The 12953-nt window shown below is 59.9% G+C and carries 13 protein-coding genes and 1 tRNA gene; 6 read left to right on the forward strand and 8 right to left on the reverse strand.

Features of this window, described 5'->3' with window-relative positions; all coding sequences use genetic code 11:
• The first annotated feature begins 90 nt into the window (after positions 1-90).
• Positions 91-166, forward strand: a tRNA-Lys gene (locus ACSQ2Z_RS09295).
• A 111-nt stretch (positions 167-277) separates the two neighbouring features.
• Here ACSQ2Z_RS09295 and ACSQ2Z_RS09300 read toward each other — a convergent pair.
• Positions 278-724 carry a group I truncated hemoglobin gene (locus ACSQ2Z_RS09300; protein WP_436080937.1) on the reverse strand — a complete coding sequence of 149 codons (447 nt, stop codon included), beginning with the start codon at positions 722-724 and terminating at the stop codon, positions 278-280.
• Between the two features lie 411 nt (positions 725-1135).
• Here ACSQ2Z_RS09300 and ACSQ2Z_RS09305 point away from each other — a divergent pair, with 411 nt between their 5' ends.
• Complete coding sequence (locus ACSQ2Z_RS09305; RefSeq protein ID WP_436080938.1) at positions 1136-1744, forward strand: DUF1236 domain-containing protein; 609 nt, start codon at positions 1136-1138, stop codon at positions 1742-1744.
• 98 nt (positions 1745-1842) lie between these two features.
• Positions 1843-2007: a hypothetical protein gene (locus ACSQ2Z_RS09310; protein WP_436080939.1), complete on the forward strand. Its 165-nt coding sequence runs from the start codon at positions 1843-1845 to the stop codon at positions 2005-2007.
• A gap of 22 nt (positions 2008-2029) precedes the next feature.
• On the opposite strand, the gene ACSQ2Z_RS09315 is transcribed toward ACSQ2Z_RS09310, so the two are convergent.
• The 7 genes from ACSQ2Z_RS09315 to ACSQ2Z_RS09345 all read right to left on the reverse strand — a co-directional run bounded on the left by ACSQ2Z_RS09315 (position 2030) and on the right by ACSQ2Z_RS09345 (position 9079).
• A complete protein-coding gene (locus ACSQ2Z_RS09315; protein ID WP_436080940.1) occupies positions 2030-2260 on the reverse strand; it encodes a hypothetical protein in 231 nt (76 codons plus the stop codon).
• A gap of 119 nt (positions 2261-2379) precedes the next feature.
• Positions 2380-4428 carry an acyltransferase family protein gene (locus ACSQ2Z_RS09320; RefSeq protein WP_436080941.1) on the reverse strand — a complete coding sequence of 683 codons (2049 nt, stop codon included), beginning with the start codon at positions 4426-4428 and terminating at the stop codon, positions 2380-2382.
• A gap of 200 nt (positions 4429-4628) precedes the next feature.
• Positions 4629-5663 (reverse strand): sulfate/molybdate ABC transporter ATP-binding protein, encoded by a 1035-nt coding sequence (locus ACSQ2Z_RS09325; protein ID WP_436080942.1) that lies wholly within the window; start codon positions 5661-5663, stop codon positions 4629-4631.
• 14 nt (positions 5664-5677) lie between these two features.
• Positions 5678-6568, reverse strand: a complete 891-nt coding sequence (cysW, locus tag ACSQ2Z_RS09330) for a sulfate ABC transporter permease subunit CysW (protein WP_436080943.1) — start codon at positions 6566-6568, stop codon at positions 5678-5680.
• The gene (cysT, locus tag ACSQ2Z_RS09335) at positions 6558-7415 is read right to left on the reverse strand and encodes a sulfate ABC transporter permease subunit CysT (RefSeq protein WP_436080944.1); all 858 of its coding nucleotides are present in this window, start codon (positions 7413-7415) and stop codon (positions 6558-6560) included. Before cysT ends, cysW begins: the two co-directional genes overlap by 11 nt.
• A 6-nt stretch (positions 7416-7421) precedes the next feature.
• A complete protein-coding gene (locus ACSQ2Z_RS09340; RefSeq protein ID WP_436080945.1) occupies positions 7422-8447 on the reverse strand; it encodes a sulfate ABC transporter substrate-binding protein in 1026 nt (341 codons plus the stop codon).
• A 344-nt stretch (positions 8448-8791) separates the two neighbouring features.
• Complete coding sequence (locus ACSQ2Z_RS09345; RefSeq protein ID WP_436080946.1) at positions 8792-9079, reverse strand: membrane lipoprotein lipid attachment site-containing protein; 288 nt, start codon at positions 9077-9079, stop codon at positions 8792-8794.
• A 105-nt stretch (positions 9080-9184) separates the two neighbouring features.
• Between ACSQ2Z_RS09345 and ACSQ2Z_RS09350 the strand changes: the two genes are divergently transcribed.
• The 3 genes from ACSQ2Z_RS09350 to ACSQ2Z_RS09360 all read left to right on the forward strand — a co-directional run bounded on the left by ACSQ2Z_RS09350 (position 9185) and on the right by ACSQ2Z_RS09360 (position 12818).
• Positions 9185-9340 (forward strand): hypothetical protein, encoded by a 156-nt coding sequence (locus ACSQ2Z_RS09350; protein ID WP_436080947.1) that lies wholly within the window; start codon positions 9185-9187, stop codon positions 9338-9340.
• Positions 9341-9574: 234 nt separating this feature from the next.
• The gene (locus tag ACSQ2Z_RS09355) at positions 9575-10135 is read left to right on the forward strand and encodes a DUF924 family protein (protein WP_436080948.1); all 561 of its coding nucleotides are present in this window, start codon (positions 9575-9577) and stop codon (positions 10133-10135) included.
• Positions 10136-10343: 208 nt separating this feature from the next.
• Positions 10344-12818, forward strand: coding sequence for a mechanosensitive ion channel domain-containing protein (locus ACSQ2Z_RS09360; RefSeq protein WP_436083035.1), 2475 nt, complete (start codon positions 10344-10346; stop codon positions 12816-12818).
• Positions 12819-12953 lie beyond the last annotated feature (135 nt).

Below are 12953 nucleotides of genomic sequence, written 5' to 3' on the forward strand. Positions count from 1 at the left end.
GAAATCCGGAAAGAAAATCGCTGTGGGGGTAGACAAGGCCGGCGAAGGCCATTATACGCCCCATCAGACCGCAGCAACGCGGTTCTGGACGGGTGATTAGCTCAGTTGGTAGAGCAGCTGACTCTTAATCAGCGGGTCCACGGTTCGAGCCCGTGATCACCCACCAAATCTTTCAAAGGCACCCCCACAATTGCGGGGCAGCGGTTTTTTCGCACGGCAACATCTTATCGATGGACGCTTTAGAAAACGCCAACATCCTCGGGCGTGTGGGATCCTGTCACAAGGCGCCTTCAACAATGTCCTTTTCGAGCGGCGCGATAATCTCTCCCAGTTCCTTCTGTTCCTCATCTGGAACTTTGAACTTCACCAACGTCTCGCCGAACATTTTGGTTGAGCGATCCCAATCCTCTTTGGTGATTCCAGCCCCTGCATGGGCGGTTTTCATGTCGCGCCCGGTATAAACACAAGGGCCACCGGCCTTGTTGCAGATCAGGTCAACGATGTTCTGGCGAATCCTCTGCTTGCTGTCCGTCGAGAACCCGACGAAAAAGCGGCCCAGCTTGTCGTCGCCCGCAAGGCGGCCAATGAAATCGTCGGTCACGGCTGCGATGGCGTCATAACCCCCAAGGCGCTGGTACAGGGTCAAGTCAGCGCCTGCGGAGGCACCACCAAGGAACCCCATGGCAAAGGCTGTGGCAGCAATTATGCGTGAAAGCGTTTTCATGGCACTCCTCCCTCTTTAACCACCCAATGAAAGATAAACCTGCCTGGGCCGGGTAGGTAGTCCTCCCTTGGATGAGGACCAGTCTCCGTTCGTTTAGCTGACCATTCTCGCCTCCGATACTCGCTCATACTCACCCCAGCTATTGCAGCCGTAGCCATCGTGATCGCTTTTCTGTAATGGCGCACTGCTCACCAGAAGGTCATTCTGAACCGTCAACCAGGCCGCCATTGACTACCTGACAGAGCAAGGAAACCTCGTCTCCCATAACGCCAAGGTTCGCCTTCACGAAGCTTGGTCAGAGCCCCGGTTTATATTCGGACAGGACGTTTCTCTCGATGAGGAAAAACGCCATCCACGGAACCTTGCGTGCGGGTCAGGCGTTTGGGATTCACCGTTCAAAGGAGAAAGACCATGCGGTGGATTTCAAAGCCCTTGCTCGTTGGGGCCATACTGCTTTCAGGTGCAGGGCTCGCGCAAGCGGCCATGATGGCGACGACGGCGACGGACCTGACGGTCTATTCCGGGCCTGGTACGGAATATCCTTCCATCGGTGTCGCGACGCGCGGCAGTTCGGCGGTGCTTGACGGCTGCCTGGACGGCGAGAATTGGTGCCGCATCGACGTCAATGGCATGCGTGGCTGGGTTTTCGCAGAGGAACTGACCGTGGACTACAATGGCACGCCGGTCATCGTTCAGGAACGCCGCGTCGATCTCGGTGTGCCGATCGTCAGTTACGAGCGGACGGGCAGCATTGCCGGCCCTGCCGATCCGGCGCCGGGTGATGAATTGATCGGCAAGGTCGGCGAAACCATCGTGCCGCCACCCGAAGTGATCACCTATATCGAGCGTACGCCCATGGAGACGGTTCCCTATGACGGGGAAGTCGTTGTTGGCGCCACCTTGCCGAGCGACGTGGTGATCTCTGCGGTTCCCAACTACCGATACAGCTATGTCCGCGTCAATGACCGGCCAATCCTGGTCGATCCGCAGAGCCGCCGGATCGTCTATGTTTATGAATAGACGCTGATTTTGCAAAATCTGGCCCGCGCCGCGCAAGGCGCGGCCCGGGCAGGGGCGTATCGTCCCGATTCGACGAGAGTTCGTCTGGAGGAACGGACATGACCTCTCGCACAGTCATGATCGCCGTGATCGGCTTCGTGGTCGGTTCGATCCTCAGCGTCCTTGTCGTTCAGCATTTTGCTCCGGACGAGAACATCAAAAGCACCACGCCCCCGGACCCGCTTGTCGTTGATCCGGAAAATGCCGCTGAGGAAACCAGATAGCGGAGTTGCTACCTTTTGCCCATCACTCCCCCACGGCGATATCCCGCCGCAAGGCCTCTTCGCAGGCTCTCGTCAAAACAGCGAGGTCCCGTTCACCACCCTGGTAGAGCCGGACCATGATGTTGGCACAGATTTCCATGTCATTGTCCGATCGTGCCCTGTGATGTGCCTCGCAAAACTGATCGAAAACGAGCCGTAGTGTATCGATATCCTCGGCACAGAGAACGTCCATAGGCATATCGGCGAGCGCCATGGCGATTCCTCCTTTGCGTGGGGCGGCTGCAACCCGTTTTTTCTTTGCCCCGACTACGTGATGATGATCGCAGTTTAGCGCGAATTTAAGACGGGGAATTGTATAAGCTCGATTGCGGGCTATTGCTTGGCCAGCGCCGGTCCCGCGTCCCGCTCCCCGATCGCTCGCACCGCGTCGAGCAGAGCCGGAACGACCAGCGCGGCGCCCGCGTCTGAGAGATGATCGTCGTCGAAGTAGAAAACCCTGTCGGCGTTGACGCTGTTGATGCATCGCTCCTTGATGAAAGTGCTGCAGAGGAAATCTGCGGGCTTCACACGGAAGAGATTGGGATGGGCGATCGCGTCGAAGGCGGCGATGACCGCCTGGTTTCGCTGCCTATAGCGTTCAAAGCTGGTGCTGAACTCCAGGTTTTTGCGTCCGGTCATCGCGCTTTTCGCCACAAGCTCGGGCACGTTCCACCCGGCTTCGGGTATTGGATAGACGAGCACCACATTGCGGCCCGCATCGAGATAGGTTTGGATATCAGCCACATACTGATTCAGCACGCGGGCCTTGCGCGCCGGATCATCCTCGCTCGTGGCCTCGCCCAGACGATCGAAGAGATCGACATAGGTCGGCTTCAGAAGCTCGATGCCGCCCTCGCCATTGTCGAATGGCGTACCGTCGAGATACAGGCTCCAGCGACTTGCCAGGACAATGGTCGTAGTGCCGCTCTTGCGGATGTAGTCTTCGATGCCGGTGAAAAAGGAGTTGCAGCGCAGGCGGTATTTTGGACTGGAAACATAGAATCCGGAAAAGCCGACGCAGGCGGAATGGGTCATCACGTAGAGATCGGCGTCATTTGCATCGAAGACGCGGAGTGCTTCTCCGGCGAGTGCGGCGGCGTGAGAATCGCCGATCAGAATCGTCTTGCTGCCGGCTGAATGTTTGGTCAGGCAGTCCCGAACAGGATGGGGCAGGGATGCCTCGCCCTTGTCGAACAGACAGGTGTCCATGATCGGGTCATGACGCTCCTGGGCAAGGGCAGCCTGCGCCTCCAACGGCAGGCGGAATAGCAGGCCGCCATCGGAAAGACCGTAAAAGCCTGTTCCGATGAACAGTAAGGCTGTCACCGCAGCAGCACTCAGAATCTCGACCGGCCGTGGCAGAAGTGTTGTTTTGGCGCCCTTGCGGAACGGTGTCTCGACGAATCGCCAGGAGAGGTAGGCAAGGGGAAAACAGCCGAGCACCAGCAGGCCCATCGCCAGCGCGGAAGGCTCGGTCAAGCTGCGGATGCGCGCGAAAGCGAACACCGGCTGATGCCAGAGATAGAGGCTGTAGCTGATCAGGCCGACTCCGACCATGGGACGTATGGAGAGCAAGCGTGCCGTTACCGTTTCCGTGGAGCCGAACAGGATGACCAGAGCGGCGCCGAGAATGGGGGCGAGCGCATAGAGAGACGGAAAGGGTGTCGCCTGATCATAGGCGAAAATCGCGAAGACAATGATCGCCAGGCCGGTCAGGGACAGGACGTTGCTTTTGCATTGCCGCCCGCCCGCCAGCACAAAGGCGCAGAGCGAGCCGGCCAGCAGTTCCCATGCACGTGTGTTTGGCAGGTAGAAATTGGCCGTCGCAAAGTTCTGCGAGCCGTATTGGGCAAGCAGCAGACTGGCGATCGCGATCGCCGCGACGGCACCGATCAGCGCCCGGCGGCCGAAGCGCCAGACTAGTATCACGAACAATGGAAACAGCAGGTAATACTGCTCCTCCACCGCCAGGCTCCAGGTGTGCAACAGTGGCTGCTCTTCCGACACTGCGGCGAAGTAGCCGCCGCTGTCACCCCAGAAAAAGAAGTTGGAAGCGAACAGGCAGACGGAGATGACGCTTGTGGCGAAGCTAGTCATCTGGTCAGGCAGCATCCAGGCCCAGGCAAACGGCAGTGAGCACAACAGCACGAAGAAGAGCACGGGAAGAATGCGGCGGGCTCGGCGCCCGTAGAATTTGAGCAGCGAAAAAGTGTCCTTTTCCCGTTCCGCGATGATGATCGAGGTGATCAGATAACCGCTGATGACGAAGAAGATATCGACACCGATAAAGCCGCCGCTGAAGTGCTGGAAACCGGCGTGGAACAGCAGCACCGGAACGACCGCTACCGATCTCAACCCATCGATTTCGCGTCTGTAGTTCATTCGACCCTGTAGCGATCAAAACAGGCGTTATAGCCCGGCAGGATGCGACGGCTTGATACCGCGGATCAAGCTGTTCCTGCGAAATCAGTTGTCCAAGCAACAGCATATTTGTGGCGAAACAGGAAATGCCGTGCCTCGCGGTAAGCGGCGTCGTCACCGGGGGCGCGCCCCCGGTGTGTTTTCAGTTTATCGCGGTATGGTCAGTCGCGGAACAGTTTCCAGCGGGTCGGCCTGAAGGCGAGGCGAGACCGATCGGATGTTCCCTTTTCCGGGGGCAGTTCGATTTCGGCCTTCGTTTTGGCTGCGCCGATATCGAGCTCGACGTGGCGGGTGCCGGCGACGCGGCGGGTCTGGACGACAATACCGGCAATGCAGCCGCCGCCGTCGAGCAGTTCCACGTCGTGCGGGCGAAAATAGAGCTGCGCAGGGCCATCCGCTTCGCCCGGTGCGCTGACGCCGATCGAGCGGTCTTCGAGCCAAAGCTGGCCGTTTTCGACACGCACCGGAAGAATGTTCGACTGGCCAATGAAACCGAAGACGAACGGCGAGTTCGGCGTGTCGTAGATCTCGTCCGGCGTGCCGATCTGCTCGATCTTGCCCTTGCTCATGACAACGACGCGGTCGGCGAGTTCCAACGCCTCGTCCTGGTCGTGCGTCACAAAGACGGTGGTATGACCAGTGCGGTCGTGGATTTCGCGCAACCAGCGGCGCAGCTCCTTGCGCACCTGCGCGTCGAGCGCGCCGAAGGGCTCGTCGAGCAGCAGCACGTTCGGCTCCACCGCCATGGCGCGGGCGAGCGCCACACGCTGGCGCTGGCCGCCGGACAGTTGCGCCGGGTAGCGCTTTTCAAGGCCGCTCAGTTGCACGAGGTCGAGCAGTTCCAGCGCGCGCTTGCGGATATCGGCTTTCGGCGGACGGCGTCCCGCAGGGCGGATCGTCAGGCCGAAGGAGACGTTGTCGAGCACGGTCATGTGGCGAAACAGGGCGTAATGCTGGAAGACGAAGCCGATGTTGCGCTCCTGCACCGTCTTGCGCGAGGCGTCTTCGTTGCCGAAATAAACGGTACCTTCCGTCGGGCTCTCAAGGCCTGCGATCAACCGCAGCAGCGTCGTTTTGCCGGAGCCGGAGGGGCCCAATAATGCGATCAACTCGCCAGAGCGAATGTCGAGGGACACGTCGTTGAGCGCCGGAAAGCGACCGAATTCCTTGCGTATGTTTTGAACGCGAACTTCCATGTAAACTTGACCTTTCAGTGCCGGCGGCTGGCAGCGATCTGGGCACTGTATTTCATTTCGAGCAGCGACTTCAGAACGAGGGTGACGAGAGCTAGCAGGGCGAGAAGCGTTGCGACCGCGAAGGCGGCAACGAAATTATATTCATTGTAGAGGATTTCCACCTGGAGCGGCATGGTGTTCGTCAGGCCGCGGATATGACCGGAGACGACGGAGACCGCGCCGAACTCGCCCATGGCGCGGGCGTTGCACAACAGGACGCCGTAGAGCAGGCCCCATTTGATGTTGGGCAATGTCACGTGCCAGAAGGTCTGCCAGCCGCTAGCGCCCAGGGACAGTGCCGCTTCCTCGTCGCTCGTTCCCTGTTCCTGCATGAGCGGGATGAGTTCGCGCGCGACGAAGGGGAAAGTGACGAAGACGGTGGCGAGAACGATGCCGGGCACGGCAAACAGGATCCGGATGCCATGGGCCTGCAGCCAGGGGCCGAGCAGGCTGTGGGAGCCGAACAGGAGCACGAAGACCAGACCGGATATCACCGGCGAAACCGAGAAAGGCAGGTCTATCAGCGTGGTGAGGAACGCCTTGCCCTTGAATTCGAACTTGGCGATTGCCCAGGCGGCGGCGATGCCGAAAACCAGATTGAGCGGCACGGCGATGCCAGCGACGAGCAGTGTCAGCTTGATCGCCGCAAAGGTTTCCGGATCTGACAAAACGGTGAGGAACTCGCCAGGACCGTTGCGCATGGCTTCGGTGAATACCGCCGCCAGCGGCAGGACGAGGAAGAGGGCGACGAAGGTGAGCGCCGCAGCGATCAGTCCGTAGCGCGCCATCCTGTGTTCGGATGTGGCGATCCGCACCAGCTCGGTGTTTCCGGTACCACCGCCGGGCGTAACTACATCATGCGCCATAGCCGTACCTCCTTCTGCTCCAGGCCTGAATCGTGTTGATGATCAACAGCATGGCGAAGGAAATGGCAAGCATGACGGCCGCAATGGCGGTCGCTGCCGGATAGTTGAACTCTTCCAGACGGATGACGATCAAAAGGGGCGCGATTTCCGACACGTATGGAAGGTTGCCGGCGATGAAGATGACGGAGCCATATTCGCCCACACCGCGGGCGAAGGCCAGCGCGAAACCGGTGAGAACCGCGGGAGAGAGCCCCGGCAACAGCACGCGTCGAATCGTCTGGAGACGGTTGGCACCGAGCGTTGCCGCCGCTTCCTCCACTTCCTTGTCGATTTCCTCCATGATCGGCTGCACGGTCCTGACGACGAAAGGCAGGCCGACGAAGACGAGCGCGAAGACGATGCCGAGCGGGGTGAAGGCGACCTTGATGCCGATCGGCGTCAAGAGGCTGCCGATCCAGCCGTTCGGTGCGTAGAGCGTCGTCAGCGCGATACCGGCGACGGCCGTCGGCAGCGCGAACGGAAGGTCGACCATGGCATCGATGACGCGCTTGCCGGGGAACCGGTAGCGCACGAGGACCCAGGCGAGGATGACGCCGAAGACGACATTGATCAGCGCGGCAAGAAAGGCCGTACCGAAGCTGATGCGAAGCGCGTTGACCGTGCGCTGGTCGGTGGCCAGTTCCCAGAAGGTTGCCCACCCCAAGGCGCTGGAGCGCCAAACGAGGCCGGAAAGAGGAATGAGAATGATGAGAGTGAGCCATGACAAAGTAACGCCGAGCGCCAATCCGAATCCCGGAATGACGCTCGGCTGCCTGATTTGCCACAGCGAAGCTGTGCGTACGGTCATAAAGTCTTATTGTCCTGGCTTGTAGATCTGGTCAAAGAGCCCACCGTCCCCAAAATATTTTGGCTGAGCTTCCTTCCATCCGCCGAATTCGTCAATAGTCACGAGCTTAACATCGGCAAAACGTTTGATGTCCTCCGGGTCGGCAGCCTCCGGTTTGAAGGGGCGATAGTAGTGTTTTGCCGCGATCTTCTGGCCGACGTCCGAATAGAGATACTGCAGATAGGCCTCCGCCGCCTTGCGGGTTCCCTTGGCATCGACGTTACCATCGACCAGCGCGACCGGCGGTTCAGCCTTGATCGAGATGGACGGCGTGACGATGTCGAAATTGTCCGGGCCTAGTTCCTCGAGCGAGAGATACGCTTCGTTTTCCCAGGCGAGCAGAACGTCTCCGAGACCGCGCTGCACGAAGGTGGTCGTCGCACCGCGGGCACCGGTGTCGAGCACGGGAACATGCTTGAAGAGCTGGCTGACATATTCCTGCGCCTTGGCATCGTCGCCGCCATTGGCCGCGCGCGCCCATGCCCAGGCGGCCAGGAAGTTCCAGCGGGCGCCGCCCGAGGTCTTCGGGTTCGGCGTGATCACCTGGATGTCATCCTTCACCAGGTCGCCCCAGTCCTTGATGCCCTTGGGATTGCCCTTGCGCACCAGGAACACGATGGTTGAGGTATAAGGAGCGCTGTTGTTTTCGAGCTTCGTCTTCCAGTCCGCCGGAATCTTGCCGGTTCCCTTGGCGATGGCGTCGATGTCGGCCTCGAGCGCCAATGTCACGACGTCCGCTTCCAGCCCATCGATGACGGCGCGCGCCTGTTTGCCGGAGCCGCCGTGCGACGCCTGGATCGTCACCGTTTCTCCCGTATCCGCCTTCCATTCTTCAGCGAAGGCTGCGTTGAAATCCTTGTAAAACTCGCGCGTCGGATCGTAGGAGACATTGAGAAGCGTCGTATCGGCAAATGCGAAACCAAGCCCGCCGATCTGGATGCTGCTGGCGAGAAGCGCCATCGTAAAAAAATTCGTGAGTCGTTTCGCTCGCATGTCTACCTCCGTTGTTAGCAGGCATACTCTATTCATTAAGTGGGATATTATAACGCAGAACTTTTCCTTTCCCGGATCACAGGGAGAAAGTCCTGCCCCTGGCATGGGCCAATGCCGAAATCATTTGCTTCACAGCCACCTCAGGCTCCTTGGCCGTTGCGGGGAGGCTACCACATCGTGATGCCATCCGGAACGTCAATCCTCGGCAAAGCCCGCTAACACCATGTTTGCCGGCGACATGCTTGAGCGACGCGGTCGACTATAACCCCATAGATCGCCTCGATCCGTTCACCCGGGGCAGGGCGCGCAAAGCGGCGATTTGGGCATCCCGCGCGCGGAACGTCCTACAATCGGCCGCCCGGGTTCAGCGTGAACTCCAGGGATCTGCGTCTTGCAATGAGCTTGAGCGAGCGATCGGGTTGTATCTGATAGGTCTCGCTCCAGCCGTTTCCGTCAGGGTCGAGGAAGGTGTGACTGAACGTGCTGCCGATCGGCGATTTGGTCAGCTTGGTTCGGGGCTGGCCGCCATAGGTGATGCTGCCCGCTATCGGCTGAAGTTCGCTGTTGGATTGAGTTTGTGCGCAGGAAGTCACCAGCAGAGCGGCAAAGGCCGCAATGATTATCTTTTTCATCGCAGAATACCCCCTGGGGATATTTTGATCCCCTGCTTCTGCGGACATAGTGTCTGCGCGGATATATTCCAACCTCTGAGGAGGGCTTGGAGGCGCGAAGACGTGATGGAAAAGATCGCCGACGTCGTCTCCTTCGCCCGTATATGTCCAGCGCTGGAGATGGATACGGTGTCGGTAACCGCGATCGCCGTCAGCCAGAAAATCGAAAAATCCAACCGCGATTACGCGAGATCGACGCGATGGCCAATGCGCGGAACGTGAGATGCGCCGCGGTAACGCTGAAGTTGCATGCGAAACCGGCAGGCAGCAGTATGGGCCGGGCGGCAATGCCTTGCCGGGCCTGCTGCGCGAGAGATAAGCTTTCCAAAGCCGCGCGGACTTCCAGGCGCGGAATCCTGACGAAGCGCGCCATGGAAAGCGAAAAAGCGGTTCTATATCCGTCCAGCGGCGATAACGGCGCTTTGCGGTTCCGAACGGATGACGAAGGAGGCGATCATGGCGCGTGCCGCCGGCATATGTTCACCGGGCGAAATTCTGTCGTTCTGGTTCGATGAATTGCGTCCGGAACATTGGTTCGATCCCCCTCCGGGGCTGGACCAGCAATGCGACCGGCGGTTCCGCACAACGCATCTGGCGCTTTCGAGGAACGTTGACGCCGGATGGCGGGAGACGCCCGAGAACCGGCTTGCTGCCGTGATCGTCCTCGACCAGATGCCGCGCAACATGTACCGGGCCTCGCCGTTGGCTTTTGCGACAGACGGTCTGGCGCTGAGGGAAGCAAGCCTTGCGCTCGATGCGGCTGTCGATCAGGAGATGTCGGTCGATCAGCGCGCCTTCCTCTACCTACCGTTCATGCATTCGGAAAATCTCGTCGATCAGGCACGCGGCGTGAAGCTCTTTACCGAGCTTGGCGATGCCGAATACCTCAATTTTGCCATCCGCCATTGCGAGATCATCCGGAAATTCGGCCGGTTCCCGCATCGCAATGCGATTCTGGGTCGCGTTTCGACGGCAGCGGAGATCGACTTCCTGTCGCAACCGGGTTCTCGGTTCTGATGCGCGCGAAGGATCAAATGCCGCGGTGCCAAAATCGGATTTTGCATCTGGCGGCGCCCCGGCCTATGCAACGCCGAGCCGTCCGAGCCGCGCTTCGATTCTGTTTTGCAGTGCCGGCCGCCGGAAAAGGATAATGTGATTGCCGATGATGTCGAAACTCTTTGCCACCCTTCTGTCCTTGTGGGTGGTTGCAGCCCCCGCGCTCGTCATGGCGCAGCAACCGCCAGCAAATGTCATTCCGCAGCAGACTGAGGAGGCAGCGAGCCCGCAGGCGCAGCCTGGCGAGCAACTTGAGACTGCCCGCAGAAACCTGGCGCGGCTGGCAAAGCTTGTGTCACAGGAGAAAGTTAACGATAGCCGCCTTGCCGAGCTCAAGGTCGAGGTCGATGCGACGGCCAAGCAGATTATCGCGACCTCGGTCGCCACCCGGCCGCGTTTGGATGAAATCAAGGCGCGATTGACGGAACTGGGGGATCCGCCCGGGGAGGGCGCGCCGCCGGAGGCCGAAGTCGTGGCGCAGGAACGCAAGCGCCTTCTCGCCGAGCGGGGCGAGATCAACGCGCTGACGGGCACCGCTGAAGATCTGTCGATCCAGGCAACGAAACTGTCGAACGGCATCACCGCGACGCGGCGTGCTCTGTTCAGCAATACGCTGCTCAAGCACACCGATATCAACCGGACCATGGTGATGGATGCGATCGCCGCCATCAACCTGGAACGCCAGACATTCATGCGCACGGTCGGCAGCTGGCTGACCTTCGCGTGGAACTTCAAGCGTTTGCAATTGCTTTCGGCTCTGTTCCTGTCGCTCTGCGCGGCACTCGTCCTGCTTGCAGGCACGCGCCGGCTGTTTTCTCCGTTCATTCACCGCGAGGTCCGGAGCGAAGAGCCGGGCTACATCACCCGCCTGTCGGTGGCGTTCTGGTCAACGATGATACCGACTATGGCGATGGCGGCCTTCGCCACGACGAGTTACTTTTTCCTGCAGAATTTCAATGTGCTGCGGCCCGACATTGCGCCGATCGTTTCGACCACCTTGGCGGTTTGTGTCGCCTTGCTGTTTGTCTCGACCTTGTCGAACGCCGTTCTTGCGCCCCGGCAGAGCGGCTGGCGCCTTGTGCGCGTTTCCGATCGCGGTGCCCGTTTGCTGGTGTGGTCGATCTTCGCCATGACGGTCGTCAATGGTCTCGATTATCTGGCCGGCACGATTAGCGAGGTGATGGGCTCGCCGATCGTTCTCACCGTCGTCAAAAGCCTGATCGCCTCGATCATCATCGGCCTGATCCTGATGGCCATGTCGTTGATCAAGCCGATCGTTGCGGCCAGCGAAACGCTGGATAGTCAAGGCACTCCCTGGCCGCGCGCCGTTTGGTTGCTGTTCGTTTTGACCGGCGCTGCGCTGATCATTGCCGCGCTGTCGGGGTACGTTGGTCTTGCCCGGTTCGTTGCTACGCAGATCGTCATGACCGGTGCGATCCTGGTGACGATGTATATCGGCATCCTGACGGGCAAGGCCGTCGCCAAGCAGAATGCGCTCGCCGATACGATCGTTGGCCGCTATCTCGAAAAGCGTTTCCGGATGGAGCAGATCGCTCTCGACCAGGCGGGACTGGTTGCCGGTCTCGGCATCTATGCGCTGGTTATTCTGTTCTTCATCCCGCTCTTCCTTTTGCAGTGGGGCTTCCAGATCGCCGACATCCAGGCATGGGCGTACCGTATTTTCACGGAAATCAAGATCGGAGGCATCACCATTTCCATTACCGGCATTCTTGCCGGAATATTGCTTTTTGCCGCGGTTTATGTCGTCACCCGCTGGTTCCAGCGCTGGCTCGACGGCAGTGTCATGGCCCGCAGCCGCGTCGATCCCGGCGTGCGCAATTCGGTGAAGACCGGGGTCGGCTATCTCGGCTTGGGGCTCGCCGGCCTGATCGGTATTTCTGCGGCAGGGCTCGACCTTTCGAACCTGGCGCTGGTTGCCGGTGCGCTTTCTCTCGGCGTCGGTTTCGGTCTGCAGAACATCGTTTCCAACTTCGTTTCCGGGCTCATTCTGCTGGTCGAACGGCCGTTCAAGGTCGGGGACTGGGTGGTGACGGGCACGACGGAAGGGTTCGTGCGGCGCATCTCCGTTCGCGCGACCGAGATCGAGACGTTCCAGCGCCAGACGATCATGGTGCCGAACTCCCTGTTCATCAACGCTTCCGTCGGTAACTGGACGCATCGCAACAGGCTCGGCCGTTCGGATATTCCGGTGACGGTCAGCTACGATGCTGTGCCCCGACAGGTGATGGATACGCTGCTGCAGATTGCAGGCGGCCATCCGCTGGTGTTGAAGAATCCCGAGCCGCAGGCCGTATTCACGACCTTCGGCGAAACGACTATGACCTTCGAATTGCGCGTCTATCTGGCCGATATCGTCAATGGCAACACCGTGCGCAACGATCTCAGGCTGGCGATTTACGAGCGTTTCCGGGAAGAGGGGCTTGGCGCCCCCTTTTCCAAGGAGGACTTGCTGGAACCTGTGCCGCCGGCACCCGAGTCGGAACCGGGTGCGCCGGCGCAGCAATCGGCACCGAGGCCGGTTGATGCCGATGGGCAAGCGGTCGTGGGCGAACCGCTCAAGCGCAGCGGCACCCAGCGGCGCCCCCGCAGGGTCAGCATCGAAGCCGTGAGCGACAGGGATTGAGGGTCCGGCGATCGAACATCGAGGGTCATCGGCTAAGCATCGCCCAATCCGTGGACTGCACAGCTCTGGTCGTGCAGCATGATGATTATGTCGTAGACAGGCTCTACTCATGACGGAGCAAGTCCTAAAGTCCGC

The sequence above is a fragment of the Pararhizobium sp. LjRoot235 genome, assembly GCF_964254145.1.
GTDB lineage: Bacteria > Pseudomonadota > Alphaproteobacteria > Rhizobiales > Rhizobiaceae > Pararhizobium.

Coding starts and splice junctions, on each gene's coding strand:
- ACSQ2Z_RS09320 (WP_436080941.1), bottom strand. CDS start 4,428: ATGAACTACAGACGCGAAATCGATGGGTTGAGATCGGTAGCGGTCGTT.
- ACSQ2Z_RS09315 (WP_436080940.1), bottom strand. CDS start 2,260: ATGGCGCTCGCCGATATGCCTATGGACGTTCTCTGTGCCGAGGATATC.
- ACSQ2Z_RS09325 (WP_436080942.1), bottom strand. CDS start 5,663: ATGGAAGTTCGCGTTCAAAACATACGCAAGGAATTCGGTCGCTTTCCG.
- cysT (WP_436080944.1), bottom strand. CDS start 7,415: ATGACCGTACGCACAGCTTCGCTGTGGCAAATCAGGCAGCCGAGCGTC.
- ACSQ2Z_RS09305 (WP_436080938.1), top strand. CDS start 1,136: ATGCGGTGGATTTCAAAGCCCTTGCTCGTTGGGGCCATACTGCTTTCA.
- ACSQ2Z_RS09300 (WP_436080937.1), bottom strand. CDS start 724: ATGAAAACGCTTTCACGCATAATTGCTGCCACAGCCTTTGCCATGGGG.
- ACSQ2Z_RS09350 (WP_436080947.1), top strand. CDS start 9,185: ATGGAAAAGATCGCCGACGTCGTCTCCTTCGCCCGTATATGTCCAGCG.
- ACSQ2Z_RS09345 (WP_436080946.1), bottom strand. CDS start 9,079: ATGAAAAAGATAATCATTGCGGCCTTTGCCGCTCTGCTGGTGACTTCC.
- cysW (WP_436080943.1), bottom strand. CDS start 6,568: ATGGCGCATGATGTAGTTACGCCCGGCGGTGGTACCGGAAACACCGAG.
- ACSQ2Z_RS09310 (WP_436080939.1), top strand. CDS start 1,843: ATGACCTCTCGCACAGTCATGATCGCCGTGATCGGCTTCGTGGTCGGT.
- ACSQ2Z_RS09360 (WP_436083035.1), top strand. CDS start 10,344: ATGGCGCAGCAACCGCCAGCAAATGTCATTCCGCAGCAGACTGAGGAG.
- ACSQ2Z_RS09340 (WP_436080945.1), bottom strand. CDS start 8,447: ATGCGAGCGAAACGACTCACGAATTTTTTTACGATGGCGCTTCTCGCC.
- ACSQ2Z_RS09355 (WP_436080948.1), top strand. CDS start 9,575: ATGGCGCGTGCCGCCGGCATATGTTCACCGGGCGAAATTCTGTCGTTC.